The 22995-nt window shown below is 59.8% G+C and carries 24 protein-coding genes; 17 read left to right on the plus strand and 7 right to left on the minus strand.

The genetic code is table 11. The annotated features are described in order from the left end of the window. Positions 1-2: 2 nt before the first annotated feature. Positions 3-581 (minus strand): hydrolase, encoded by a 579-nt coding sequence (locus ACSBQQ_RS04335; RefSeq protein WP_033648128.1) that lies wholly within the window; start codon positions 579-581, stop codon positions 3-5. A gap of 254 nt (positions 582-835) precedes the next feature. On the opposite strand from ACSBQQ_RS04335, the gene ACSBQQ_RS04340 reads away from it, so the two are divergent. From ACSBQQ_RS04340 to ruvB, 7 genes are all read left to right on the plus strand, one after another. Beyond that, entirely contained in the window at positions 836-1027 is a 192-nt protein-coding gene (locus ACSBQQ_RS04340; RefSeq protein WP_033632845.1) for an FmdB family zinc ribbon protein, read from the plus strand. A 74-nt stretch (positions 1028-1101) separates the two neighbouring features. Then, positions 1102-2886, plus strand: a complete 1785-nt coding sequence (aspS, locus tag ACSBQQ_RS04345) for an aspartate--tRNA ligase (RefSeq protein ID WP_033647641.1) — start codon at positions 1102-1104, stop codon at positions 2884-2886. Further along, positions 2886-3332 (plus strand): dihydroneopterin triphosphate diphosphatase, encoded by a 447-nt coding sequence (gene nudB / locus ACSBQQ_RS04350; RefSeq protein WP_004932373.1) that lies wholly within the window; start codon positions 2886-2888, stop codon positions 3330-3332. The genes aspS and nudB overlap by 1 nt, the downstream gene beginning before the upstream one ends. A gap of 19 nt (positions 3333-3351) precedes the next feature. After that, positions 3352-4095: a YebC/PmpR family DNA-binding transcriptional regulator gene (locus tag ACSBQQ_RS04355; RefSeq protein ID WP_043147579.1), complete on the plus strand. Its 744-nt coding sequence runs from the start codon at positions 3352-3354 to the stop codon at positions 4093-4095. 57 nt (positions 4096-4152) lie between these two features. Continuing rightward, positions 4153-4674 carry a crossover junction endodeoxyribonuclease RuvC gene (gene ruvC / locus ACSBQQ_RS04360; RefSeq protein WP_033634853.1) on the plus strand — a complete coding sequence of 174 codons (522 nt, stop codon included), beginning with the start codon at positions 4153-4155 and terminating at the stop codon, positions 4672-4674. A gap of 112 nt (positions 4675-4786) precedes the next feature. Then, on the plus strand, positions 4787-5401 hold the full coding sequence (ruvA, locus tag ACSBQQ_RS04365; RefSeq protein ID WP_033634852.1) for a Holliday junction branch migration protein RuvA: 615 nt from the start codon (positions 4787-4789) through the stop codon (positions 5399-5401). A gap of 19 nt (positions 5402-5420) precedes the next feature. Continuing rightward, on the plus strand, positions 5421-6425 hold the full coding sequence (gene ruvB, locus ACSBQQ_RS04370; protein ID WP_025303125.1) for a Holliday junction branch migration DNA helicase RuvB: 1005 nt from the start codon (positions 5421-5423) through the stop codon (positions 6423-6425). Between the two features lie 66 nt (positions 6426-6491). Here ruvB and znuB read toward each other — a convergent pair whose 3' ends face one another. Both znuB and znuC read right to left on the minus strand, forming a co-directional pair. Beyond that, a complete protein-coding gene (gene znuB, locus ACSBQQ_RS04375) occupies positions 6492-7277 on the minus strand; it encodes a zinc ABC transporter permease subunit ZnuB (protein WP_033647637.1) in 786 nt (261 codons plus the stop codon). Beyond that, entirely contained in the window at positions 7274-8032 is a 759-nt protein-coding gene (gene znuC, locus ACSBQQ_RS04380; RefSeq protein ID WP_033647636.1) for a zinc ABC transporter ATP-binding protein ZnuC, read from the minus strand. The genes znuB and znuC overlap by 4 nt, the downstream gene beginning before the upstream one ends. Positions 8033-8110: 78 nt before the next feature. On the opposite strand from znuC, the gene znuA reads away from it, so the two are divergent. The 3 genes from znuA to lpxM all read left to right on the plus strand — a co-directional run bounded on the left by znuA (position 8111) and on the right by lpxM (position 11519). Next, positions 8111-9055, plus strand: coding sequence for a zinc ABC transporter substrate-binding protein ZnuA (gene znuA / locus ACSBQQ_RS04385; RefSeq protein WP_039567087.1), 945 nt, complete (start codon positions 8111-8113; stop codon positions 9053-9055). Positions 9056-9076: 21 nt separating this feature from the next. Next, positions 9077-10399, plus strand: a complete 1323-nt coding sequence (gene mepM / locus ACSBQQ_RS04390) for a murein DD-endopeptidase MepM (protein WP_033634847.1) — start codon at positions 9077-9079, stop codon at positions 10397-10399. A 151-nt stretch (positions 10400-10550) separates the two neighbouring features. Continuing rightward, entirely contained in the window at positions 10551-11519 is a 969-nt protein-coding gene (lpxM, locus tag ACSBQQ_RS04395) for a lauroyl-Kdo(2)-lipid IV(A) myristoyltransferase (protein WP_033638507.1), read from the plus strand. 49 nt (positions 11520-11568) lie between these two features. Here lpxM and ACSBQQ_RS04400 read toward each other — a convergent pair whose 3' ends face one another. From ACSBQQ_RS04400 to ACSBQQ_RS04410, 3 genes are all read right to left on the minus strand, one after another. Further along, a complete protein-coding gene (locus ACSBQQ_RS04400; RefSeq protein ID WP_039565766.1) occupies positions 11569-12450 on the minus strand; it encodes a leucine-rich repeat domain-containing protein in 882 nt (293 codons plus the stop codon). Positions 12451-12535: 85 nt separating this feature from the next. Further along, a complete protein-coding gene (pyk, locus tag ACSBQQ_RS04405) occupies positions 12536-13978 on the minus strand; it encodes a pyruvate kinase (protein WP_019452801.1) in 1443 nt (480 codons plus the stop codon). 189 nt (positions 13979-14167) lie between these two features. Continuing rightward, the gene (locus ACSBQQ_RS04410; protein WP_033634845.1) at positions 14168-15040 is read right to left on the minus strand and encodes a MurR/RpiR family transcriptional regulator; all 873 of its coding nucleotides are present in this window, start codon (positions 15038-15040) and stop codon (positions 14168-14170) included. Between the two features lie 448 nt (positions 15041-15488). On the opposite strand from ACSBQQ_RS04410, the gene zwf reads away from it, so the two are divergent. The 4 genes from zwf to mdtI all read left to right on the plus strand — a co-directional run bounded on the left by zwf (position 15489) and on the right by mdtI (position 18996). After that, on the plus strand, positions 15489-16964 hold the full coding sequence (gene zwf / locus ACSBQQ_RS04415; protein WP_033634844.1) for a glucose-6-phosphate dehydrogenase: 1476 nt from the start codon (positions 15489-15491) through the stop codon (positions 16962-16964). Positions 16965-17118: 154 nt separating this feature from the next. Then, a complete protein-coding gene (locus ACSBQQ_RS04420; RefSeq protein ID WP_033634842.1) occupies positions 17119-17760 on the plus strand; it encodes a bifunctional 4-hydroxy-2-oxoglutarate aldolase/2-dehydro-3-deoxy-phosphogluconate aldolase in 642 nt (213 codons plus the stop codon). A gap of 551 nt (positions 17761-18311) precedes the next feature. Next, positions 18312-18680 carry a multidrug/spermidine efflux SMR transporter subunit MdtJ gene (mdtJ, locus tag ACSBQQ_RS04425; RefSeq protein ID WP_033634840.1) on the plus strand — a complete coding sequence of 123 codons (369 nt, stop codon included), beginning with the start codon at positions 18312-18314 and terminating at the stop codon, positions 18678-18680. Continuing rightward, a complete protein-coding gene (gene mdtI, locus ACSBQQ_RS04430) occupies positions 18667-18996 on the plus strand; it encodes a multidrug/spermidine efflux SMR transporter subunit MdtI (protein WP_033634839.1) in 330 nt (109 codons plus the stop codon). The genes mdtJ and mdtI overlap by 14 nt, the downstream gene beginning before the upstream one ends. Before the next feature lie 62 nt (positions 18997-19058). Here mdtI and ACSBQQ_RS04435 read toward each other — a convergent pair whose 3' ends face one another. Further along, positions 19059-19403 carry a RidA family protein gene (locus ACSBQQ_RS04435; protein ID WP_033634838.1) on the minus strand — a complete coding sequence of 115 codons (345 nt, stop codon included), beginning with the start codon at positions 19401-19403 and terminating at the stop codon, positions 19059-19061. A 133-nt stretch (positions 19404-19536) separates the two neighbouring features. Between ACSBQQ_RS04435 and ACSBQQ_RS04440 the strand changes: the two genes are divergently transcribed. The 3 genes from ACSBQQ_RS04440 (at position 19537) to ACSBQQ_RS04450 (ending at position 22925) form a co-directional block, all read left to right on the plus strand. Next, complete coding sequence (locus tag ACSBQQ_RS04440; RefSeq protein ID WP_033647629.1) at positions 19537-21453, plus strand: ATP-dependent DNA helicase; 1917 nt, start codon at positions 19537-19539, stop codon at positions 21451-21453. A 79-nt stretch (positions 21454-21532) separates the two neighbouring features. Then, positions 21533-22234 carry a tRNA (adenosine(37)-N6)-threonylcarbamoyltransferase complex dimerization subunit type 1 TsaB gene (gene tsaB, locus ACSBQQ_RS04445; protein ID WP_033647628.1) on the plus strand — a complete coding sequence of 234 codons (702 nt, stop codon included), beginning with the start codon at positions 21533-21535 and terminating at the stop codon, positions 22232-22234. Between the two features lie 100 nt (positions 22235-22334). Continuing rightward, positions 22335-22925, plus strand: a complete 591-nt coding sequence (locus tag ACSBQQ_RS04450; RefSeq protein WP_033638506.1) for a Slp family lipoprotein — start codon at positions 22335-22337, stop codon at positions 22923-22925. The last annotated feature ends 70 nt before the right edge of the window (positions 22926-22995 follow it).

A 22995-nucleotide genomic window follows, 5' to 3' on the forward strand; every position in this document is an offset into this window, starting at 1 on the left:
CGTTACCGCTCGAGCGCGGCAAGAATTTCGCCGGTGTCGCGCACCCGCGCCAAACGCGGGAAGATGTGTTCGAACGCGAAACGGTGCATTTCCGCGTTCTGCGCGCTGCAGACATCTTCGGCGATCACCAGCTCATAGCCATGCTCCCAGGCGGCGCGGGCGGTGGATTCCACGCCGATATTGGTGGATATGCCGCCCAATACCACGGATTTGATGCCGCGACGGCGCAGCTGCAAATCCAGATCGGTGCCGTAGAAGGCGCCCCATTGGCGCTTGGTGACCAGAATATCGCTGTCGCAGACCGCCAGCGGCGCGGGGAATTCCCACCAACTGGCCGGCAAGCCGCCGGCGGGCGCGGGAGCCGGCTTGTCCACCGGCTGTTTCAGCGCTTCGGCGAAGGAGTCTGACCAGCCGACGCGCACCAGCAGCACCGGCGCGCCCAGCAGACGAAAACGAGCGGCCAGCAGGGCGGCGTTCGCCACCACCTGGTCGGCGCTGTGCGGGCCGCCGGCGTAGGGCAGAATGCCGTTTTGCAAATCGATCAGCACCAGAGCGGTGGTTTGGGCGTCAAGTTTCAGCATGGATTTCATCTCGTTGCGAAGTGGATAAAAACTGTTCGGCGCGCCGGGCGAGCTGCGTTCGGCGCAAAACCGGGGGAGAATCAGGCTACGTGAAAAAACTGTCGCAGGTTAATGGGAAATTTGTTAACTGATGTGTTGATTCGAGCAAAAACGCGCCATTTAGTGCAGTAACAATGCTGTGTTCGCACTTATCGGGCGGATGAATTTCCTTTATAATGACTCCCTTTTTTCAACACTCTTTAATCCAACGACCTATGCCGATTTATGAATATGCATGTGGTGCTTGCAACCATCGGTTAGAGAAATTGCAAAAATTTTCCGATGCGCCGCTGGCAGACTGCCCGGCGTGTGGGCAGCCCGCGTTGACCAAGTTGATTTCTTCCTCCGGTTTCCAGCTTAAGGGCACCGGCTGGTATGCGACGGATTTTAAACCGGGTAACAAGTAGAATTTATCAGATAACAGCCGCGCGACAGGGGCGCAGTAGCCCGGCGCGGCATCGGCTGTGTAAAAGGATAGCGTATGCGTACTGAATATTGCGGGCAGTTGAATCTGTCCCACGTGGGCCAGGAAGTCACTCTGTGTGGTTGGGTCAATCGTCGTCGCGATCTCGGCGGCCTGATCTTTATTGATATGCGCGACCGCGAAGGCATCGTGCAGGTGTTCTTCGATCCGGACCAGAAAGTGGCGTTCGATAAGGCCTACGACCTGCGCAATGAGTTCTGCATCCAGATCGTCGGCACCGTGCGTGCGCGTCCGGACAGCCAGATCAATAAAGATATGGCTACCGGCGAAGTGGAAGTGTTCGCCCACGCGCTGGAGATCATCAACCGCTCCGAGCCGCTGCCGCTGGACTCCAATCAGGTCAACAGCGAAGAAGCGCGCCTGAAATACCGCTACCTGGATCTGCGCCGCCCGGAAATGGCCGAGCGTCTGAAGACCCGCGCCAAAATCACCAGCTTCGTGCGCCGCTTCATGGACAGCCACGGCTTCCTCGATATCGAAACGCCGATGCTGACCAAGGCGACGCCGGAAGGCGCCCGCGATTACCTGGTGCCGAGCCGCGTACACAAGGGCAAATTCTACGCGCTGCCGCAGTCCCCGCAGCTGTTCAAACAGCTGCTGATGATGTCCGGCTTCGATCGTTACTACCAGATCGTCAAATGCTTCCGCGACGAAGACCTGCGTGCGGACCGTCAGCCTGAATTCACCCAGATCGACGTCGAAACCTCTTTCATGACCGCCGATCAGGTGCGTGAAGTGATGGAGAAACTGGCGCGCGAACTGTGGCTGGACGTGAAGGGCGTGGATCTGGGCGATTTCCCGGTCATGACCTTCGCCGAAGCGATGCGTCGCTTTGGCTCCGACAAGCCGGACCTGCGTAACCCGCTGGAGCTGGTGGACGTGGCCGACCTGGTCAAAGACGTCGAGTTTAAAGTCTTCTCCGGCCCAGCCAACGACGCCAAAGGCCGCGTGGCGGCGATCCGCGTACCGGGCGGCGCGCAGCTGACCCGCAAGCAGATCGACGAGTACGGCGCTTTCGTCAATATCTACGGCGCCAAAGGCCTGGCGTGGCTGAAGGTCAACGACCGCGCCGCCGGCATGGAAGGCGTGCAGAGCCCGATCGCCAAATTCCTCAGCGCAGACGTGCTGGAAGGCATCCTGGCGCGCACCGATGCGCAGACCGGCGATATCCTGTTCTTCGGCGCCGACAGCGTCAAGATTGTCACCGATGCGATGGGCGCGCTGCGCCTGAAGCTGGGGCGCGATCTGGCGCTGACCCAACTCGACAGCTGGGCACCGCTGTGGGTGGTTGACTTCCCGATGTTCGAAGAAGACGACGAGGGCGGCCTGGCGGCCATGCACCACCCGTTCACCTCGCCACGCGACATGAGCCCGGAAGAGCTGGCGGCAGCGCCGGTCAACGCCATCGCCAACGCCTATGACATGGTGATCAACGGTTACGAAGTGGGCGGCGGTTCGGTGCGTATCCACCGTAGCGAAATGCAGCAGACGGTGTTCAGCATTCTGGGCATTAACGAACACGAACAGCGCGAGAAGTTCGGCTTCCTGCTGGACGCGCTGAAGTACGGTACGCCGCCGCACGCCGGCCTGGCCTTCGGCCTGGATCGTCTGGTGATGCTGTTGACCGGCACCGACAACATCCGCGACGTCATCGCCTTCCCGAAAACCACCGCGGCGGCCTGTCTGATGACCGACGCGCCGAGCTTCGCCAACCCGGCTGCGCTGCAGGAGCTGGCGATCAGCGTGGTAAAGAAAGCCGGTGCGGAACAAGAGAGCGAGTGATGAGTTACAAGCGCCCTGAATCTATCCTGGTAGTGATTTACGCGAAATCCAGTGGTCGGGTGCTGATGTTACAGCGGCGCGACGATACCGAGTTCTGGCAGTCGGTCACCGGCAGCCTGGAACAGGATGAGTCGCCGCCGCATGCCGCGCGGCGTGAAGTCATGGAAGAGGTCGGCATCGATATCGAAGCAGAGCATCTGCCGTTGTTCGATTGCCAGCGCTGCGTGGAGTTTGAACTCTTTGTCCATTTGCGGCATCGCTATGCGCCGGGAACCACGCGCAATAAAGAGCACTGGTTCTGCCTGGCGTTGCCCGAGGAGCGCGATCCGGTGATTACCGAGCATCACGCTTACCAATGGCTTGAGGCGGCCGAGGCCGTCAAGTTGACCAAGTCGTGGAGCAATCAGCAGGCGATTGAAGAGTTCGTGATCAATTCAGTCCAGTAGTTTTTTTCGGAGATTTTTTATGGCAGGTCATAGTAAGTGGGCCAACACAAAGCACCGTAAAGCGGCGCAGGACGCCAAGCGCGGTAAAATTTTCACCAAGATTATTCGTGAGCTGGTCACGGCCGCCAAGCTGGGCGGCGGCGATCCGGATTCCAACCCGCGTCTGCGCGCGGCGATGGACAAGGCGCTGTCGAACAACATGACGCGCGACACCATGAACCGTGCAATCGCGCGCGGCGTGGGCGGCGATGATGATACCAATATGGAAACCATCGTCTATGAAGGTTACGGCCCTGGCGGCACCGCCGTGATGATCGAATGCCTGAGCGACAACCGTAACCGCACCGTGGCGGAAGTGCGCCACGCCTTCACCAAATGCGGCGGCAACCTCGGCACCGACGGTTCCGTGGCTTACCTGTTCACCAAGAAGGGCGTGATCACCTACGCACCGGGCCTGGATGAAGACACCGTGATGGAAGCGGCGCTGGAAGCCGGTGCGGAAGACATCGTGACCTATGACGACGGCGCCATCGATGTGTTCACCGCCTGGGAAAGCCTGGGCGCGGTGAAAGACGCGCTGACCGCGGCGGGCTTCGAAGCCGAAGCGGCGGAAGTGTCGATGATCCCATCGACCAAGGCCGACATGGACGCGGAAACCGCGCCTAAGCTGCTGCGCCTGATCGACATGCTGGAAGACTGCGACGACGTGCAGGAAGTTTACCATAACGGTGAAATCTCCGACGAAGTGGCGGCGACGCTGTAATCCGGTAAAACGGGCGCCGCCGTTCGGCGGCGCCGTGCATGCAAGGTGGATGTAGATATGGCGATCATACTCGGTATCGATCCCGGCTCACGCGTCACCGGCTATGGCCTTATCCGCCAGCAGGGGCGTCAGTTGAGCTATATTGCCAGCGGCTGCATCCGCACGGTGGTGGACGACATGCCGACGCGGCTGAAGCTGATTTACGCCGGCGTCAGCGAGATCATCACCCAGTTTCAGCCCGACTTCTTCGCCGTCGAACAGGTGTTTATGGCCAAGAACCCGGACTCGGCGCTCAAGCTCGGCCAGGCGCGCGGCGTCGCGATCGTCGCGGCGGTGAATCAGAATCTGGAAGTGTTCGAGTATGCGGCGCGGCAGGTCAAACAGACCGTGGTCGGCACCGGCGCGGCCGAAAAGGCGCAGGTACAGCACATGGTGCGCTCGCTGCTCAAACTTTCGGCCAACCCGCAGGCGGACGCCGCCGATGCCCTGGCCATCGCCATTACCCACTGCCACCTCAGCCAGAACGTACTGCGGATGAGCGAAGGGCGGTTGAACCTGGCGCGCGGGCGTTTGCGCTGACGCAAAGCGATGATTGCTCAGGCTGGATATTCATCCAGCCTTTTTTATGTTATAAGCTTTACCAGCAACGGCATGGCAGGGCGCCATGCCCGGTCATTCTGCAGGAGGGTAAATGATAGGTCGTCTCAGAGGAAATATTCTGGAAAAGCAGCCGCCGCTGGTGTTACTGGAGGCGAACGGCGTGGGCTATGAGGTACACATGCCGATGACCTGCTTTTACGAGCTGCCGGAACTGGGGCAAGAGGCCATCGTGTTTACCCACTTCGTGGTGCGTGAAGACGCGCAGCTGCTGTATGGTTTCAACGACAAGCAGGAACGCGCGCTGTTCCGCGAGCTGATCAAGGTCAACGGCGTCGGGCCGAAACTGGCGTTGGCGATCCTGTCGGGCATGTCCGCGCAGCAGTTTGTCAGCGCGGTGGAGCGAGAAGAGATCACCGCGCTGGTCAAGCTGCCGGGCGTAGGCAAGAAAACCGCCGAGCGCCTGGTGGTAGAGATGAAAGACCGTTTCAAAGGGCTGAACGGCGATCTGTTCAACAGCAGCAGCGAGATCAGCCTGCCGTCCGCCGCCGCCAACGCGCCGGAAGCGGACGCAGAAGCCGAAGCTGTCTCGGCGTTGGTGGCACTGGGCTATAAGCCGCAGGAAGCCAGCCGCATGATCAGCAAAATTGCCAAACCGGGCGCCGACTGCGAGACCCTGATCCGCGACGCGCTGCGCGCGGCTTTGTAAGGCCGCTAAGAGGTAGATAATGATTGAAGCCGATCGCCTGATCTCCGCCGAACCGATCAACGAGGAAGAAGTCCTCGATCGCGCCATTCGTCCCAAGCTGTTGACCGAATACGTTGGCCAGCCGCACGTGCGCGAGCAGATGGAGATCTTCATCCAGGCGGCCAAGCAGCGCGGCGACGCGCTCGACCATCTGCTGATCTTCGGCCCGCCGGGCCTGGGGAAAACCACCCTGGCCAACATCGTGGCCAACGAAATGGGCGTGAATCTGCGCACCACCTCCGGCCCGGTGCTGGAGAAGGCGGGCGATTTGGCGGCGATGCTGACCAACCTCGAACCGCACGACGTGTTGTTCATCGACGAAATCCACCGTTTATCTCCGGTGGTGGAAGAGGTGCTGTATCCGGCGATGGAAGACTATCAGCTGGATATCATGATCGGCGAAGGGCCGGCGGCGCGTTCGATTAAGCTCGATCTGCCGCCGTTTACCTTGGTGGGCGCTACCACCCGCGCTGGCTCGCTGACCTCGCCGCTGCGCGATCGCTTCGGCATTGTCCAGCGGCTGGAGTTTTATCAGGTGGCGGATCTGCAGCACATCGTCTCGCGCAGCGCAGGCTGCCTGGGGCTGGAGCTGTCCGACGAGGGCGCCCATGAAGTGGCCCGCCGTGCGCGCGGTACGCCGCGTATCGCCAACCGCCTGTTGCGCCGGGTGCGCGACTTTGCCGAGGTGCGCGCCAACGGCGTGATCAGCGGCGCGGTGGCGGCGCAGGCGCTCGATATGCTCAACGTTGACGCCGAAGGTTTCGACTATATGGATCGCAAGCTGCTGTTAGCGATTATCGACAAGTTTACCGGCGGCCCGGTCGGGCTGGACAACCTGGCGGCGGCGATCGGCGAAGAGCGCGAAACCATCGAGGACGTGATCGAGCCGTTCCTGATCCAGCAGGGCTTTATCCAGCGCACGCCGCGCGGCCGTTTGGCGACCCAGCATGCCTACCGGCATTTCGGGCTGGAACGCGAAGCATAAGTTTGCCATCCTCCATACAAAAGGGCCGCATCTGCGGCCCTCGTCATATTCTGGTTCTGGCTTCAATCAAGCCTGCTGTTTTTTGAACAGGCTCAGCGTGAACAGCACGGCGGCGCAGAGCACTACCGAAGGGCCGGCCGGCGTATCGTAACACGCCGAGAAAGTCAGGCCGCCGGTGACGGCCACCATGCCGAGCAGTACCGCGACGCCGGCCATCTGTTCAGGCGTGCGCGCGAAGCGGCGAGCGGTGGCTGCAGGAATGATCAGCAGCGAAGTGATGATCAGCGCGCCGACGAATTTCATCGCCAGGCCGATGGTCAACGCGGTCACCAGCATCAGCACGGTGCGCGCCCGCGCCAGATTGACGCCGTCGACGTGCGCCAGCTCCGGGCTGATGGTCATCGACAGCAGATCGCGCCACTGCCACCACAGCACCAACAGCACCACGGCGACGCCGCCGGCGATCATCATGATATCGCTCAGCGTGACCGACAGCAGATCGCCGAACAGATAGGCCATCAGATCGACCCGTACGTTGGACATCAGCGCCACCACTACCAGGCCCAGCGACAGGGCGCTGTGGGCCAGAATGCCGAGCAGGGTATCCACCGAAAGCTGCGGGCGGCGTTCCAGCCACACCAGGGCCAGAGCCAGCAGCAGCGTAATGGCGATCACCGCATAGAAAGGATTGATGTCGAGCAGCAGACCAAAGGCGACGCCGAGCAGCGAGGCGTGCGCCAGGGTATCGCCAAAGTAGGACATGCGGCGCCAGACCACGAAGGAGCCCAGCGGCCCGGCGGCGCCGGCCAACAACACGCCGGCCAACCAGCCGGGAAGTAACAGTTCGATCATGCTTCGCGGCTCCCGGTTTTCTTCAAGACAATTCTTCCCTGCAGGTCGTGGCGGTGATTGTGATGGTGGCGATATACCGCCAGCTGCTCTGCGCCGCGGTTGCCGAACATGGCGATGAATTCGGGATGCATCGACACCACTTCCGGCGCCCCTGAGCAGCAGATGTGCTGATTGAGGCACAAGACCTCGTCGGTTTTCGCCATCACCAGATGCAGATCGTGCGACACCATCAGCACGGCGCAGCCGAGCTCTTTACGCAGTTGATCGATCAGATCGTACAGCGCCAGCTGGCCGTTGACGTCCACTCCCTGCGTGGGTTCGTCCAGCACCAGCAGCTGCGGTTTGTTCAGCAGCGCTCGCGCCAGCAGCACGCGTTGGTTTTCACCGCCGGAGAGCTTTTGCATCGGCTGGTCGAGCAGGTGGGCGGCGTGCACGCGCTTGAGCGCCGGCAGAATGTCGGCTTTCTTGACGCCGGGCTTGAGGCGCATAAAGCGGCTGACGGTCAGCGGCAGGGTGGCGTCGAGGTGCAACTTTTGCGGCACGTAGCCGATGCGCAGATCGGGCTCACGCTCCAGCGTGCCGTCGGTCGGTTTGACCAATCCCAGCACCACGCGCACCAACGTAGACTTGCCTGCGCCGTTCGGGCCCAGAAGCGTGAGAATACGGCCGGGTTGCAGGCTGAGGGAAATGTTCGACAGCACCTTGCGGCTGCCGAAGGCGACGGAGATATTTTTTAGCGTTATCAGTGTAGACATCTCGAGATTACAGGTTGCAGAACGAAGCGAATGTTATAATATCACGCCTTGTTGATGAAAACGATGGGATTACTGATGATGGCAAAGAAAAATAAATGGCTGCAGCGCACGCTGCTGGCCAGCGCACTGTTGATGGCCGGCCCGCTGAGCAGCGCTTCCGCGGCGGTGGTGACCTCGATTCGTCCGTTGGGCTTTATCGCTTCGGCCATCGCCGACGGCGTGACGCCGACCGAAGTGTTGCTGCCGGATGGCGCTTCACCGCACGATTTTGCGTTGCGTCCTTCCGATATCCAGCGCTTGCGTTCCGCGGACCTGGTGCTGTGGGTTGGGCCGGACATGGAAGCGTTCCTGAACAAGGCGCTGGTGCCGATCTCGGCGACCCGAAAGCTGGCCATCAGCGAACTGCCGGCGGTGAAGCCGCTGCTGATGAAAGGCGAAGAGGACGACGATCATGATCATGCAGGCGAAGCGCATAACCATGCCGATGACGATCATGGGCATCATCACGGCGAGTACAATATGCACGTTTGGCTGTCGCCGGAGATAGCAAAAGTGACCGCGATCGCGATTCACGACAGATTGTTGGAACTTATGCCGCAAAATAAGGACAAATTAGACGCAAACCTGCGCCAGTTCGAGAATCTGCTGACGCAAACTGACAAAAATGTTGGTAACATGCTTACGCCTGTGCAAGGTAAGGGTTATTTTGTTTTTCATGATGCTTACGGCTACTTTGAGAAACACTACGGTTTGAGTCCGCTGGGCCATTTCACCGTCAATCCCGAAATTCAGCCTGGAGCACAGCGCCTACACCAAATTCGAACACAGTTGGTTGAGCAGAAAGCGGTATGCGTTTTTGCTGAGCCACAATTCAGGCCGGCCGTAATCAATGCCGTCGCCAAGGGTACCAAAGTGCGTTCCGGAACGCTGGACCCGCTGGGCATCGGCATCGCGCTGGGGAAGGACAGCTACGGGAAATTCCTGACTCAGCTGTCAAACCAGTACGTGAGCTGCCTGAAGTAAAGCTTATGAGGATAATATCGAGTGCAGCAGATAGTCCGAACTATCGCTCTGGCGTATAACAACCTGCCACGGCCCCACCGCGTCATGCTGGGGTCGCTGACAGTCGTCACATTGGCCGTCGCTGTTTGGCGGCCTTTTGTTTACCACCCAGAACACAATCCCATCGCCAAGAGCGTCGAATTAGAATCCAGCCAGATGCGGTCATTGCTCCCTGAAGCCAGTGAGCCGATTGATGCCGACCAACCCACCCCCGATGACGAAATCCCGCAGGATGAGCTGGATCAGAAAGACGCCGGCGACGATGGCGTGCATGAATATGTGGTTTCCACCGGCGACACCCTCGGCAGCATTCTGACGCAATATGGCATCGATATGTCGGATGTCACGCTGCTGGCCTCGCAAAACCGCGATCTGCGTAATCTGAAGATTGGCCAACAGCTGTCGTGGACCGTGAACGATGCGGGCGATCTGCAGCAGTTGACCTGGGAAGTTTCCCGCCGCGAAACCCGCACCTATGACCGCGTCGGCAACAGCTTCAAAGAGTCGAAAGAGGCACAGCAGGGCGAATGGCGCAACAACGTGATCAGCGGCCGGGTCAACGGCAGCTTTGTCAGCAGCGCCGGCGACGCCGGGCTGAGCCGTAACGAAATCAACTCGGTGATTAAGGCGCTGCAGTGGCAGCTCGATTTCCGCAAGCTACGCAAAGGCGACCAGTTCTCCGTGCTGATGTCGCGCGAGCATTTCGACGGCAAGAAATCGCAAAGCCAGCTGCTGGGCGTGCGTTTGCGCACCGGCGGCAAGGATTACTACGCGATCCGCGCCGAAGACGGCAAATTCTACGATCGCCAGGGCTCAGGCCTGGCGCGCGGCTTCATGCGTTTCCCGACCATGAAACAGTTCCGCATCTCCTCCAACTTCAACCCGCGCCGCGTGAACCCGGTGACCGGCCGCGTGGCGCCGCACAAAGGCGTCGATTTTGCCATGCCGGTCGGCACGCCGGTGCTGGCGGTCGGCGACGGTGAAGTGGTGATCGCCAAACGCAGTGGCGCAGCGGGCAACTATGTGGCGATCCGCCACGGTCGTCAGTACACCACGCGTTATATGCACCTGAAAAAGCTGCTGGTGAAACCGGGCCAGAAGGTGAAACGCGGCGATCGCATTGCGCTCTCCGGCAACACCGGCCGCTCCACCGGGCCGCACCTGCACTTTGAACTGTGGACCGGCCAACAGGCGGTGAACCCGCTGACGGCCAAGCTGCCGCGTTCCGAAGGGCTGAGCGGCAAAGATCGCAGCGATTATCTGGCGCAGGTGAAGGAAGTGGTTCCTCAACTGCAGTTGGATTAACGCCCGCCCTTTTTCCGGCGCTTCGGCGCCGCTAATTTCATCGGCCTGATTGCGGGCCGATGCTGTTTTATCTGGGCGGTTCGCGGTTGTTAATTGCAAAATCGGTGATGGCAATTATGATTAGCCGAATCGCTAAGCTAAGAGCATGTGCATGCAAAACGAGAAGAAATCGAACGTAGAGTTCATCCCGCAGTTTCAAAAAGCCTTTTTATATCCGCGCTACTGGGGCGTGTGGTTGGGAACTGGCCTGATGGCCGGCATTTCGCTGGTGCCCGCGCGCCTGCGCGATCCGGTGCTGGGTGCGGTCGGCAAACTGGCCGGCAAGCTGGCGAAGGGCGCGCGCCGCCGTGCCCGCATCAACCTGCTGTATTGCTTGCCGGGGCTGCCGGAAAGCGACCGCGAGCACATTATCGACCAGATGTTCGCCTGTGCGCCGCAGTCGATGGTGCTGATGGCTGAGCTGGCCTGCACCAAGCCCGAGAAAGTGCTCAAGCGCGTGCGTTGGCACGGTGAAGAGGTGCTGGACAAGATCCGGGCGGAAGGGCGCAACGTGATTTTCCTGGTGCCTCACGGCTGGGCGGTGGATGTGCCGGCGATGCTGATGGCCGCGCGCGGCCAACCGATGGCGGCGATGTTCCACAACCAGCGCAATCAGCTGATCGACTACCTGTGGAACGCCGTGCGGCGTAAATTCGGCGGCCGCATGCACGCGCGCAACGACGGCATCAAACCGTTTATCAGTTCGGTGCGGCAGGGGTATTGGGGTTACTATCTGCCCGATCAGGATCACGGCGCCGAGCACAGCGAGTTCGTCGATTTCTTCGCCACCTATAAGGCGACGCTGCCGGCGGTGGGGCGGCTGATGAAGGTGTGTCGCGCGGCGATCGTGCCTTTGTTCCCGGTGTACGACGGCAAAACCAGCATGCTGGATATTTATATTCGCGAGCCGATGGACGATCTGGCCGAAGCCGACGATCCGCGCATTGCCCGCCGCATGAATGAAGAAGTGGAAAATCTGGTGGGCCCGAATCCGGAACAGTATACCTGGATCCTCAAACTGCTGAAGACGCGCAAGGAAGGGGAGATTGAACCTTACTCGCGCGACGATCTGTATCGTTAATCCTTTCTGCCGCTAACGCCGGCCGGGCCGCAATCCGGCCGGCGTCTCTTCATATATGCACCCTACAGCCGCGAGCCCGCAGGATGTCGACGACTTTAGGCGTGCGGGTGAAATCATTCCAGCGCAGGTCCAGCTTGCGCAGGCGGCTCAGTTCGCCGAGGCTTTCCGGCAGGTCACTCAGGCGGTTGGCGCGCAGATCCAGACTTCTCAGCGCCGTCAGCTCACCGATATTATCCGGCAGACGCGTCAGCTGATTGAAACGCAGGCTCAGCTCGCTCAGCCGCGGCAGCCGGCAGAAGGCCTGCGGCAGCTCGGCGATGGCATTGTTAGCCGCGTCGAGTATCTCCAGCTCACCGAGCTGAGCCATTTCCGCCGGCAGCGAGGTCAGGGCATTTTTCATGATATGCAGTTCGCGCAGCGCGTGCAGTTGCCCGATTTCGGCGGGCAGGTTGCCGATGCGGTTGTTGTATAAACGCAGCTCCTGCAATGCCGCCAGCCTCGGTATCGCCTGTGGCAAAACGGTTAAATGGTTGTCGGTCGCGTTGAGGTAAACCAACTGCTGCAGCTGCGCCAGCGAGCGCGGCAGATCGCTAAAGCCGTTATCGCTCAGATAGAGGTATTTCAACCGATGCAGCTGCCCCAGTTCTTCGGGGAGTTCGTTTGCGCGATTGTGGCCAAAGTCGAACATCTCGAGCTGTTGCAACTGGCCAATCTCCGGCGGCAGGCGGTCGAGCTGATTGCAGGAGATATTCAGCACCCGCAGATTTCGGTGCCGGAAGAGGGCGACAGGGAGGGCCGTCAGCTGATTGTCGTACAGGCTAATCTTGCGCAGCGCGTGGCCGGCTAACGGCGACTCGTCGAGCTGCGTCAGGCCGTGGCCGTCGAGATCGAGCTCATCACCGCTCGCTGCGGGAGTGTGTTGGTGGAGCATGGCGTTCTCCGTCTTTTATGGCGGTGTCAGGGCAAAAAAAATGCCGGCCAACGTGAGCCGGCCGGCATTTCGTCTGCGGCGTGGATTACTCGACGCGCAGGATACGGCTGGTATTGGTGGTGCCGACGGTTTCCATCACGTCGCCCTGGGTAACGATCACCAGATCGCCGGAGACCAGGAAGCCCTTGTCGCGCAGGCGATTGACGGCTTCATTGGCGGCGATCACGCCGTCTTTGTGGCTGTCGAAATACACCGGCGTCACGCCGCGATACAGCGCGGTCAGGTTCAGCGTATGCTCATGACGCGACATGGCGAAGATCGGCAGGCCGGAGCTGATGCGTGACATCATCAGCGCGGTGCGGCCGGACTCGGTCATGGCGATCAGCGCGGTAACGCCTTTCAGGTGGTTGGCAGCATACATCGAAGACATGGCAATCGCTTCTTCGATGTTGTCGAACTGCACGTCCAGGCGGTGTTTGGAAACATTGATGCTCGGGATCTTCTCGGCGCCCAGACAAACGCGCGCCATCGCCGCCACGGTTTCCGCCGGGTATTGGCCGGCGGCGGTTTCCGCCGACAGCATAACGGCGTCGGTGCCGTCCAGCACGGCGTTGGCCACGTCCATGACTTCGGCGCGGGTCGGCATCGGGTTGGTGATCATCGACTCCATCATCTGAGTTGCGGTGATCACCGCGCGGTTCAGGGTACGGGCGCGGCGGATCAGTTTCTTCTGAATGCCGACCAGTTCCGGATCGCCGATTTCGACGCCGAGATCGCCACGGGCAACCATCACCACGTCGGAGGCCAGAATAATGTCGTCCATCGCTTCGTCGCTGCAGACCGCTTCGGCGCGCTCAACCTTGGACACGATCTTGGCGTTGCAGCCGGCGTCGCGCGCCAGGCGGCGGGCATAGTTCAGGTCTTCACCGGTGCGCGGGAAGGAAACCGCCAGATAGTCGACGCCAATCTTGGCGGCGGTCACGATGTCCGCCTTGTCTTTTTCGGTCAGCGCTTCGGCCGACAGGCCACCGCCGAGCTTATTGATGCCCTTGTTGTTGGACAGCGGGCCGCCGACCGTCACTTCGGTAAACACTTTCATGCCCTGAACTTCGAGCACTTTCAACTGAACGCGGCCGTCGTCGAGCAGCAGGACATCGCCCGGCACCACGTCGGCAGGCAGGCCTTTATAGTCGATACCGACTTTTTCTTTATCGCCTTCGCCTTTTGACAGGTTGGCGTCCAGCAGGAATTTATCGCCCACGTTGAGGAAGATTTTGCCTTCCTTGAAGGTGGAGACGCGGATTTTCGGCCCTTGCAGATCGCCGAGTATAGCGACGTGACGTCCCAGTTTTGCGGCGATTTCGCGCACTTTGTCAGCGCGAGCCTGGTGATCTTCCGGGCTGCCGTGGGAGAAGTTAAGCCGAACTACGTTGGCGCCGGCGGCAATGATCTTTTCCAGATTATTGTCGCGGTCAGTAGCCGGACCCAGGGTGGTAACGATTTTGGTTCTTCTGAGCCGTCTGGACATGTATTACTCCGTTGACTGGTGAAGCAAATATTGGTGTTGCGATAACGTCGGATAACGAAACCAGGCGTGAAATGTAATTTTACAACACTGATATTTCACCCGGGTTACCCGCATGAGCATGTTAACAGGGTACCGCCTCTGATGCCGTCATTCAAATGTCTGTTGAACGGCGATTTTTTCTTCGTCGGGTCACGAATCAAAACTGTTGGGAATGACCACGCCTTTATCAAAGCGCGATTCTTTGAGCGCTTCTTTGACCCGCTTCAAGTTATCTCTGAATTTAGCCCCTCGGCGCAAGGTAAATCCGGTGGCTAGCACGTCAATGAGCGTTAATTGCGCGATCCGTGACACCATCGGCATGTAAACGTCGGTGTCTTCGGGCACGTCGAGCAGCAGAGCGAGGGTCGCTGCCTGGGCGAGCGGGGTGTCGCGCGAGGTGATAGCCAATACCGTGGCGTCGTTTTCTCGCGCCAGGTGGGCCATCTCCACCAGATTCTTGGTGCGGCCGGTGTGTGAGATCAGCACCACCACGTCGCCTTCGCCGGAGTTCATGCAGCTCATGCGCTGCATGACGATGTCATCGAAGTAGACCACCGGAATGTTGAAGCGGAAAAATTTGTTCATCGCATCGTGCGCTACCGCCGCGGAGGCGCCCAGGCCGAAGAAAGAGATCTTTTTTGCCTGGGTGAGTAGGTCAACCGCACGATTGATTGCGGCAATATCCAAATTTGCCTTTACTGTATCCAGGCTGGCCATGACCGATTCGAAGATCTTGCTGGTATAGGCATCGACGCTGTCGTCTTCCTCGACATTACGGTTTACGTAGGGCGTGCCGTTAGCCAGGCTTTGGGCGAGATGCAGTTTGAAGTCGGGAAAGCCTTTGGTATCAAGGCGGCGGCAAAAACGGTTGACGGTGGGTTCGCTGACGTCGGCCATGCGCGCCAGCGTGGCGATGCTGGAGTGAATGGCGGTCTGCGGGGAGGCCAGGATCACCTCGGCGACTTTCCTTTCAGATTTGCTCAGGAGTTCCAGATGGCTCTGGATTTTGTCCAGCGTATTCATATAACGAGAGTCACTCATGGTTTTATCCCTGTGGCTTTCAAGCAACAGCGTCGAATCTCGCCCGTGTTTGCCGTGCAAGCAGACGCCAAACGAGCGGCTGTAACCTGGAATCGATAGGGTATGACGATTTCAAACAAAGGAGAAATCAATGCCGGTTTAGTGAAAATATACTACGTGCTGGTAACCGTTGGCAGTCTCGACAGGGCGTATGCAGGCTTTTTTCACCAGAATATGACCTGTGTCTAACTTTCATAATGGTAACAGAGCGTCAAAAAAGACGAAAAATTACAGTTTTGCCCGGGACTGGGGCGCTGGCGCACATTGGCGCTTTCCACTGGAATATTGAGGTCTTTTTTTCTGCTTCTGCGCTGGGTTTGCTGGCCGTAGTCAAACAGAGTACATTAGTAATGTAAGAAAATTACAAATATCCTGCAACGAGGAGATGAACATGGCGGTAACCTCTACAGCCCAGGCGTGTGACCTGGTTATTTTCGGCGCGAAAGGTGATTTGGCGCGCCGTAAGCTGCTGCCTTCCCTGTACCAGTTAGAGAAAGCCGGACACATCCACCCGGAAACGCGGATCATCGGCGTCGGCCGCGCGGAGTGGGATAAAAAAGCCTATACCGAAGTGGTCAAGGAAGCGCTTGGCACCTTCATGAAGGAAAAACTGGATGATGAACTCTGGGCCACGCTGAGCGCACGCCTGGACTTCTGCAATCTGGACGTCAACGACAGCAAGAACTTTACCAAATTGGGTAAAATGCTGGATCAGAAACACCGCACCACCATCAACTACTTCGCCATGCCGCCAAGCACCTTCGGCGCCATCTGCAAAGGGTTGGGCGAAGCCAAACTGAACCATGAGCCGGCGCGCGTGGTGATGGAGAAGCCGCTGGGCACCGATCTGGCGTCTTCCCGCGTGATCAACGACCAGGTGGCGGAGTACTTCAACGAATCCCAGGTTTACCGTATCGACCACTATCTCGGTAAAGAGACGGTGCTGAACCTGTTGGCGCTGCGTTTCGCCAACTCGCTGTTCGCATCCAACTGGGATAACCGCACCATCGATTCGGTGCAGATCACCGTGGCGGAAGAGGTGGGCATCGAAGGGCGTTGGGGTTACTTCGACCAGGCCGGCCAGATGCGCGACATGATCCAGAACCACCTGCTGCAGATCCTGACCATGATCGCCATGTCGCCGCCGGCGGATCTGACCACTGACCGTATCCGCGACGAGAAGGTGAAGGTACTGCGTTCGCTGCGCCGTATCGATCAGACCAATGTACGGGAAACCACCGTGCGCGGTCAGTACACCGCCGGTTTCGTCCAGGGCAAGAAAGTGCCGGGTTATCTGGAAGAGGAAGGGGCGAACAAGAGCAGCAGCACCGAAACTTTCGTCTCCATCCGCGTGGATATCGACAACTGGCAGTGGGCCGGGGTGCCGTTCTACCTGCGTACCGGTAAACGTCTGCCGACCAAATGCTCGGAAGTGGTGGTGTACTTCAAAAACCCACCGCTTAACCTGTTCAGCGACTCTTACCAACAGCTGCCGCAGAACAAGCTGACCATCCGCCTGCAGCCGGACGAAGGCATCGAAATTCAGGTGCTGAACAAGGTGCCGGGGCTGGATCACAAGCACCGTCTGCAGACCACCAAGCTGGATCTGAGCTTCTCGGAAACCTTCAACCAGGAGCACGTGGCGGACGCCTACGAGCGCCTGCTGCTGGAGACCATGCGCGGCATTCAGGCGCTGTTTGTGCGCCGCGATGAAGTGGAAGAGGCCTGGAAGTGGGTCGACTCCATCATGGACGCATGGAAAGCCGACAACGAGGCGCCGAAGCCTTATCAGGCGGGCACCTGGGGGCCGGTGGCCTCGGTGGCGATGATCACCCGCGACGGCCGTTCCTGGAACGAGTTCGAGTAATGCGCAATGCCGGCAGCCTGTCTGCCGGCTTTTTTTTGCCTGCGATCTGCGCGTGGGCCACATCACTTACGGTACGGCCGGACGTCCGCGCATTTGCGCGGAGCCCTGTGGCAGGGGCGTGCCATTGTTAACCGCGAGTAATGGAGAAATAACGATGAAAAACTGGAAAACCAGCGCCGAGCAGATCCTGACGGCAGGGCCGGTGGTGCCTGTTATCGTGATCAACAAGCTGGAGCAGGCGGTGCCGCTGGCGAAAGCGCTGGTTGCCGGCGGCGTGCGGGTATTGGAGGTGACGCTGCGCACCGCCTGCGGGCTGGAGGCGATCCGCGCTATCGCCAAAGAGGTGCCGGAGGCCATCATCGGCGCCGGTACGGTGATCAATCCGCAGCAGCTGCGGGAGGTGACCGAGGCGGGAGCGCAGTTCGCCATCAGCCCGGGGCTGACCGAAGCCTTGCTGCAGGCGGCGACGGCGGGGCCAATCCCGCTCATCCCGGGCATCAGCACCGTTTCCGAGCTGATGCAGGGCATGGATCACGGCCTGCGCGAGTTCAAATTCTTCCCGGCGGAAGCCAACGGCGGCGTGAAGGCACTGCAGGCGATCGGCGGCCCGTTCCCGCAGGTGCGTTTTTGCCCGACCGGCGGCATTACGCCGAACAACTACCGCGATTATCTGGCGCTGAACAGCGTACTTTGCATCGGTGGTTCCTGGCTGGTGCCGGCGGACGCGCTCGAAAGCGGCGACTACGCGCGCATCACTGAACTGGCGCGCAGCGCCGTCAGCGGGGCCGCGTTGTAACCCGCGCCGCGCCTGGGATTGGCGCTTATTTGCGCGCCCGCGAATATCGCAAGGCTCAACGCTCCGTTGAGCCTTTTTTAATTTTTATCGTGATTAACGTTCTTATTTTTAACCCGTTTTTTTTCGATTTTTATGAAAACGGCAGTTTGCTTTCTTATTTTGGCTGTGGTAAAAATATCTCAGTCGAAAATTTTACTTTCATGAGGATATTGGGCAAATCGCACGGTGTGCGGCTGATAATAGAGAACGATTATGATGACTATTAACGGAATTACCCTCAGAACCTCTACGTGCCAACTCTTCCTGTCTGCGATCCTTGCCAGTGAGCATCACTGGTGCAGCGAGCTATAGCGTCTTTCTCCCTTAACCGGTGCCGGTAGCGGGCTTTCGCCTTCGCTCTACCGTTCAGCCGGGCAAACATTCTTTTTTGCGTTTGGGTCAGTTTATCCCCAGGGATCTCTGCGTCTTGCGCGCCGCAATGCGCCGTTTGACGAGATAAATCGGGATAAATATGCCTTGGCGCGCGTTATTCGCCGTTTGGGAGAAAAATTATGATTTATTGGATCTTTTTAGGTTTGGCCATCATGACCGAAATCATCGGCACCTTGTCGATGAAATACGCCAGCGTCAATGGCGGCATGATCGGGCACATCGTGATGTACGTGATGATCACCGCGTCTTATGTGTTGCTGTCCGTAGCGGTAAAACGCGTGGCGCTGGGCGTGGCCTATGCGCTGTGGGAAGGCATCGGTATTCTGTTCATTACCCTGTTCAGCGTGCTGTGGTTCGACGAGCCAATCTCGGCGCTGAAGGTGCTGGGCCTGGCTACGCTGATCGCCGGCATCATGCTGGTGAAATCCGGTACCCGCAAAGAGCGAAAACAGGTCAGCCCGCGAGGTAACAACCATGCAACAGTTTGAGTTGTACCACATTGGGTTCCTGGGGCTGGCGATCGTGCTGGAAATCATCGCCAACATCTTCCTGAAGATGTCGGACGGCTTCCGTAAAATTTGGCTGGGGCTGTTGTCGCTGCTGTCGGTGCTCGGCGCGTTCAGCGCCCTGGCGCAGGCGGTGAAGGGCATCGATCTGTCGATCGCTTATGCGCTGTGGGGCGGTTTCGGTATCGCCGCCACCATCGCCGCAGGCTGGATCATGTTCGGCCAGCGGTTGAACGCCAAAGGCTGGATTGGCCTGGCGCTGCTGCTGATGGGGATGGTGATCCTTAAACTGTCCTGATAACGGGCAATAAAAAACCGCAGGCGTTGCCGTCTGCGGTTTTTTTTCGTCTGCGCTCAGGCTTACAGCGCGGCGATGATTTTGATTTCCACCTTGTACTTCGGATTCATCAGCTGCGCCTGCACGGTGCAGCGCACCGGCGCGCTGCCGGCGACCACCCAGGCGTCCCAGGCAGCGTTCATCGCGGCGAAGTCGGCGCTGTTGGCCAGGAAGATGGTGGCGTCCAGAATGCGGCTTTTGTCCGAACCTACGCGCGCCAGCAGCACGTCGATGGCGGCGAGGGCGTTGGCGGTCTGCGCGGTCGCGTCGTCGTCCAGGTTCTCCGGCACGCTGGTGTAGTAAACGGTCTCGTTGTGCACCACGGCTTCGGACCAGCGCTGATCGGGATCAATTCTTTCGATATTCATTTGCTTATCTCCATATCATAGTCCCGCTAAGGGTAGCACAGCCGGTAATGAAAAAGCGCGGCGATAAAGTGGGTGGTAGCCGGGCGGCAGGCTTGGCATAATCACCGCTGAATGACACCGGCAGAGAGACAGCGTGACAGACGATTTTGCAACAGACGGCGCATTGGCGCAGGCTATCAAGGGATTCAAACCGCGTGAGCCGCAGCGGCAGATGGCGCAAGCCGTCACCGAGGCAATCAATTTCAAGCAGGAGCTGGTGGTGGAAGCCGGCACCGGCACCGGCAAAACCTTCGCTTATCTGGCGCCGGCGCTGCGCGCCGATCGCAAAGTGATCATCTCTACCGGTTCGAAAGCGTTGCAGGATCAGCTGTATGCGCGCGATCTGCCCACCGTCGCCAAGGCGTTGAAGTACAAAGGCAAGCTGGCGCTGCTGAAGGGGCGCTCCAATTATCTGTGTCTCGAGCGGTTGGAGCAGCAGTCGATGGCTGGCGGCGAGCTGGCGGGGCAGACGCTGATCGATCTGGTGCAGCTGCGCAAGTGGTCGTCGCAGACCAAAGAGGGCGACATCAGCACCTGCAGCGAAGTGGCGGAAGACAGCTTCGTCTGGCCATTGGTGACCAGCACCAATGACAACTGCCTGGGCAGCGATTGCCCGCTGTATCAGGATTGCTTCGTGGTCAAGGCACGCCGCCGCGCGATGGATGCGGATGTGGTGGTGGTAAACCATCACCTGTTCCTGGCGGATATGGTGGTGAAAGAGGGCGGTTTCGCCGAGCTGATCCCGGAAGCCGAGGTGATGATTTTCGACGAAGCGCACCAAATCCCCGACATCGCCAGCCAGTATTTCGGCCAACAGCTCACCAGCCGCCAACTGTTGGATCTGGCGAAGGACATCACCATCGCCTACCGCACCGAGGTGCGCGACGCCGCTCAACTGCAAAAAAGCGCCGACCGTCTCAGCCTGAGCACGCAAGATTTCCGTCTGAATCTGGGCGAGCCGGGTTTTCGCGGCAATCTGCGTGACGTGCTCGGCGAACCGAACGTGCAGCGCGCTCTGTTGCTGCTCGATGACGCGTTGGAGCTGTGTTATGACGTGATGAAACTGTCGCTGGGGCGTTCGGCGCTGCTGGACGCCGCCTTTGAGCGCGCCACGCTGTACCGCGCGCGCCTCAAGCGGCTGAAGGCGGTGACGGAGCCTGGCTACAGCTATTGGTATGAATGCAACTCGCGCCATTTCGTGCTGGCGCTGACGCCGCTGACGGTAGCCGATCGGTTCCGCGAAATGCTGGACGAGAAGCCGGGCAGTTGGATCTTTACCTCGGCCACGCTGTCGGTCAACGATCGGTTGGGCCACTTCACCGAACGGCTGGGGCTGACCAAGGCCAAAACGCTGCTGTTGCCGAGCCCGTTCGACTATGCCAAGCAGGCGCTGCTGTGCGTGCCGCGCTTTTTGCCGTCGCCGAATCAGCGCGGCGGGGCGCGCCAGCTGGCGCGCATGCTGCGGCCATTAATTGAAGCCAACAACGGCCGCTGCTTCTTTTTATGCACCTCGCACCAGATGATGCGCGAGCTGGCGGAAGAGTTCCGCGCCACGATGACGTTGCCGGTGCTGTTGCAAGGGGAAACCAGCAAAGGGCAGCTGCTGGCGCAGTTCGTCGCCGCCGGTAACGCGCTGCTGGTGGCGACCAGCAGCTTCTGGGAGGGGGTGGACGTGCGCGGCGATGCGCTGTCCTGCGTCATCATCGATAAACTGCCGTTTACCTCACCTGACGATCCGCTGCTGAAGGCGCGCATTGAAGATTGCCGCCTGCGCGGCGGCGATCCGTTCAATGACGTGCAGCTGCCGGATGCGGTCATCACCCTGAAACAGGGCGTCGGCCGTTTGATCCGCGACACCGACGATCGCGGCGTGCTGGTGATTTGCGATAACCGTCTGGTCATGCGGCCCTACGGCGAGGTGTTCCTCAATAGCCTGCCGCCTACGCCGCGCACCCGCGATTTGAAGCAGGCGATCGCCTTCCTGCAGGCCGCCGACACGTCGGCCACGTGAAAGATGAAGGGCTTACGGGGCTGTGCTACAATGCGCGCCCTGTATGAAAAACCCAGTTTTATTCCCGCCAGAGGTTGGCATGTCCACGCGAATTTTAGCGATCGATACCGCGACGGAAGCCTGTTCCGTCGCCGTCTGGAATCAAGGCGAAATCCACGCCCTGTTTGAGCTGTGCCCACGCGAGCATACGCAACGTATTTTACCTATGGTGCAGCAGGTGCTGGCGGAATCCGGCCTGGCGCTCAACCAGCTCGATGCGCTGGCCTTTGGCCGCGGCCCCGGCAGCTTTACCGGGGTGCGCATCGGCATTGGTATCGCTCAGGGCCTGGCGCTGGGCGCCGATCTGCCGATGCTCGGTATTTCCACGCTGCAAACCATGGCGCAGGGCGCCTGGCGCGTCTGCGGCGCGGAGAGGGTGCTGGCGGCGATAGATGCGCGCATGGGCGAAGTCTACTGGGGGCAGTTCGAACGCCAAGCGGACGGTAGCTGGTTGGAAAGCGAAGGCGAGGCGGTGTTGTCGCCGGCGCAGGCGCTGGAGCGTGCGCAGCGCCTGCAGGGCGAATGGGCCCATGTCGGCACCGGCTGGCAAACCTATCCCGATCTGGTCAAGGGGTCTACGCTGAGCGTGCGTGACGGGCAGATGCTGTTGCCGCAGGCGCAAGACATGCTGCCGCTGGCGCTGCACGCCTGGCAACAGGGGCTGGCGGTGGCGGTGGAAAACGCCGAGCCGACCTATCTGCGCAATGAAGTCACCTGGAAAAAACTGCCGGGCCGCGAGTAAGCGCGGCCTATTGTGCTGTTGTTGAGGCCGGGCGATGAAAGCCTGCAACTTGAACGATGAAACGCGGTCAAAGTTACAGCCATTTCAGGAGATTGCGACCATGTTAATCCGCACTGCAAGTAAAAAGCTGTCGCTGCTGGCCGTCGCCTGCGGCGCGCTGGTTCTGTCCGGGTGCGTCACCGTACCGGATGCGATCAAAGGTTCCACCCCTTCGCCGGTGACTCAGCTTTCCTCGGTACAAAATGCACCTAATCTGTTTACCGGCGCGGAAGCCCGCTTCGGCGGCACCGTAGTAAACGTCGCCAACGAGCAAGGGCGCACGGTGCTGGAGATCGCGGCGGTGCCGCTCGACAGCGGTGCGCGGCCGATTTTGGGTGAACCGTCGCGCGGCCGCTTGCTGGCCACGGTAAACGGCTTCCTCGAACCTGTTGATTTCAAAGGCCAGTTGGTGACCGTCGTCGGCCCCATTACCGGCCTGAAAGAGGGGCGTATCGGTATGACGCCGTATCGCTTCGTGACGATGAACGTGACCGGTTTCAAACGCTGGCACCTGGTGCAGCAGGTGGTGATGCCGCCTGCGCCAATGGGCCCCTGGGGCTGGCGCGGTGGCCCGTGGGGACCCGGTTGGGGCGCAGGCTATGGTTGGTACAATCCTGGCCCGGCACAGGTGCAAACCATCGTAACCGAGTAGCATACGCTTGATGTGAACACATTTGACAGGGCGGCTCAGGCCGCCCTTTTGCTTTTTGGGATAAGGAATA

Source organism: Serratia sp. G204Y, assembly GCF_051172435.1.
GTDB lineage: Bacteria > Pseudomonadota > Gammaproteobacteria > Enterobacterales > Enterobacteriaceae > Serratia > Serratia sarumanii.

What these genes read in the sequence shown, in the direction of transcription:
- ACSBQQ_RS04335 (WP_033648128.1), bottom strand. Translation starts at nt 581, where the DNA reads ATGCTGAAACTTGACGCCCAAACCACCGCTCTGGTGCTGATCGATTTG.
- ACSBQQ_RS04340 (WP_033632845.1), top strand. Translation starts at nt 836, where the DNA reads ATGCCGATTTATGAATATGCATGTGGTGCTTGCAACCATCGGTTAGAG.
- aspS (WP_033647641.1), top strand. Translation starts at nt 1,102, where the DNA reads ATGCGTACTGAATATTGCGGGCAGTTGAATCTGTCCCACGTGGGCCAG.
- nudB (WP_004932373.1), top strand. Translation starts at nt 2,886, where the DNA reads ATGAGTTACAAGCGCCCTGAATCTATCCTGGTAGTGATTTACGCGAAA.
- ACSBQQ_RS04355 (WP_043147579.1), top strand. Translation starts at nt 3,352, where the DNA reads ATGGCAGGTCATAGTAAGTGGGCCAACACAAAGCACCGTAAAGCGGCG.
- ruvC (WP_033634853.1), top strand. Translation starts at nt 4,153, where the DNA reads ATGGCGATCATACTCGGTATCGATCCCGGCTCACGCGTCACCGGCTAT.
- ruvA (WP_033634852.1), top strand. Translation starts at nt 4,787, where the DNA reads ATGATAGGTCGTCTCAGAGGAAATATTCTGGAAAAGCAGCCGCCGCTG.
- ruvB (WP_025303125.1), top strand. Translation starts at nt 5,421, where the DNA reads ATGATTGAAGCCGATCGCCTGATCTCCGCCGAACCGATCAACGAGGAA.
- znuB (WP_033647637.1), bottom strand. Translation starts at nt 7,277, where the DNA reads ATGATCGAACTGTTACTTCCCGGCTGGTTGGCCGGCGTGTTGTTGGCC.
- znuC (WP_033647636.1), bottom strand. Translation starts at nt 8,032, where the DNA reads ATGTCTACACTGATAACGCTAAAAAATATCTCCGTCGCCTTCGGCAGC.
- znuA (WP_039567087.1), top strand. Translation starts at nt 8,111, where the DNA reads ATGGCAAAGAAAAATAAATGGCTGCAGCGCACGCTGCTGGCCAGCGCA.
- lpxM (WP_033638507.1), top strand. Translation starts at nt 10,551, where the DNA reads ATGCAAAACGAGAAGAAATCGAACGTAGAGTTCATCCCGCAGTTTCAA.
- ACSBQQ_RS04400 (WP_039565766.1), bottom strand. Translation starts at nt 12,450, where the DNA reads ATGCTCCACCAACACACTCCCGCAGCGAGCGGTGATGAGCTCGATCTC.
- pyk (WP_019452801.1), bottom strand. Translation starts at nt 13,978, where the DNA reads ATGTCCAGACGGCTCAGAAGAACCAAAATCGTTACCACCCTGGGTCCG.
- ACSBQQ_RS04410 (WP_033634845.1), bottom strand. Translation starts at nt 15,040, where the DNA reads ATGAATACGCTGGACAAAATCCAGAGCCATCTGGAACTCCTGAGCAAA.
- zwf (WP_033634844.1), top strand. Translation starts at nt 15,489, where the DNA reads ATGGCGGTAACCTCTACAGCCCAGGCGTGTGACCTGGTTATTTTCGGC.
- ACSBQQ_RS04420 (WP_033634842.1), top strand. Translation starts at nt 17,119, where the DNA reads ATGAAAAACTGGAAAACCAGCGCCGAGCAGATCCTGACGGCAGGGCCG.
- mdtJ (WP_033634840.1), top strand. Translation starts at nt 18,312, where the DNA reads ATGATTTATTGGATCTTTTTAGGTTTGGCCATCATGACCGAAATCATC.
- mdtI (WP_033634839.1), top strand. Translation starts at nt 18,667, where the DNA reads ATGCAACAGTTTGAGTTGTACCACATTGGGTTCCTGGGGCTGGCGATC.
- ACSBQQ_RS04435 (WP_033634838.1), bottom strand. Translation starts at nt 19,403, where the DNA reads ATGAATATCGAAAGAATTGATCCCGATCAGCGCTGGTCCGAAGCCGTG.
- tsaB (WP_033647628.1), top strand. Translation starts at nt 21,533, where the DNA reads ATGTCCACGCGAATTTTAGCGATCGATACCGCGACGGAAGCCTGTTCC.
- ACSBQQ_RS04450 (WP_033638506.1), top strand. Translation starts at nt 22,335, where the DNA reads ATGTTAATCCGCACTGCAAGTAAAAAGCTGTCGCTGCTGGCCGTCGCC.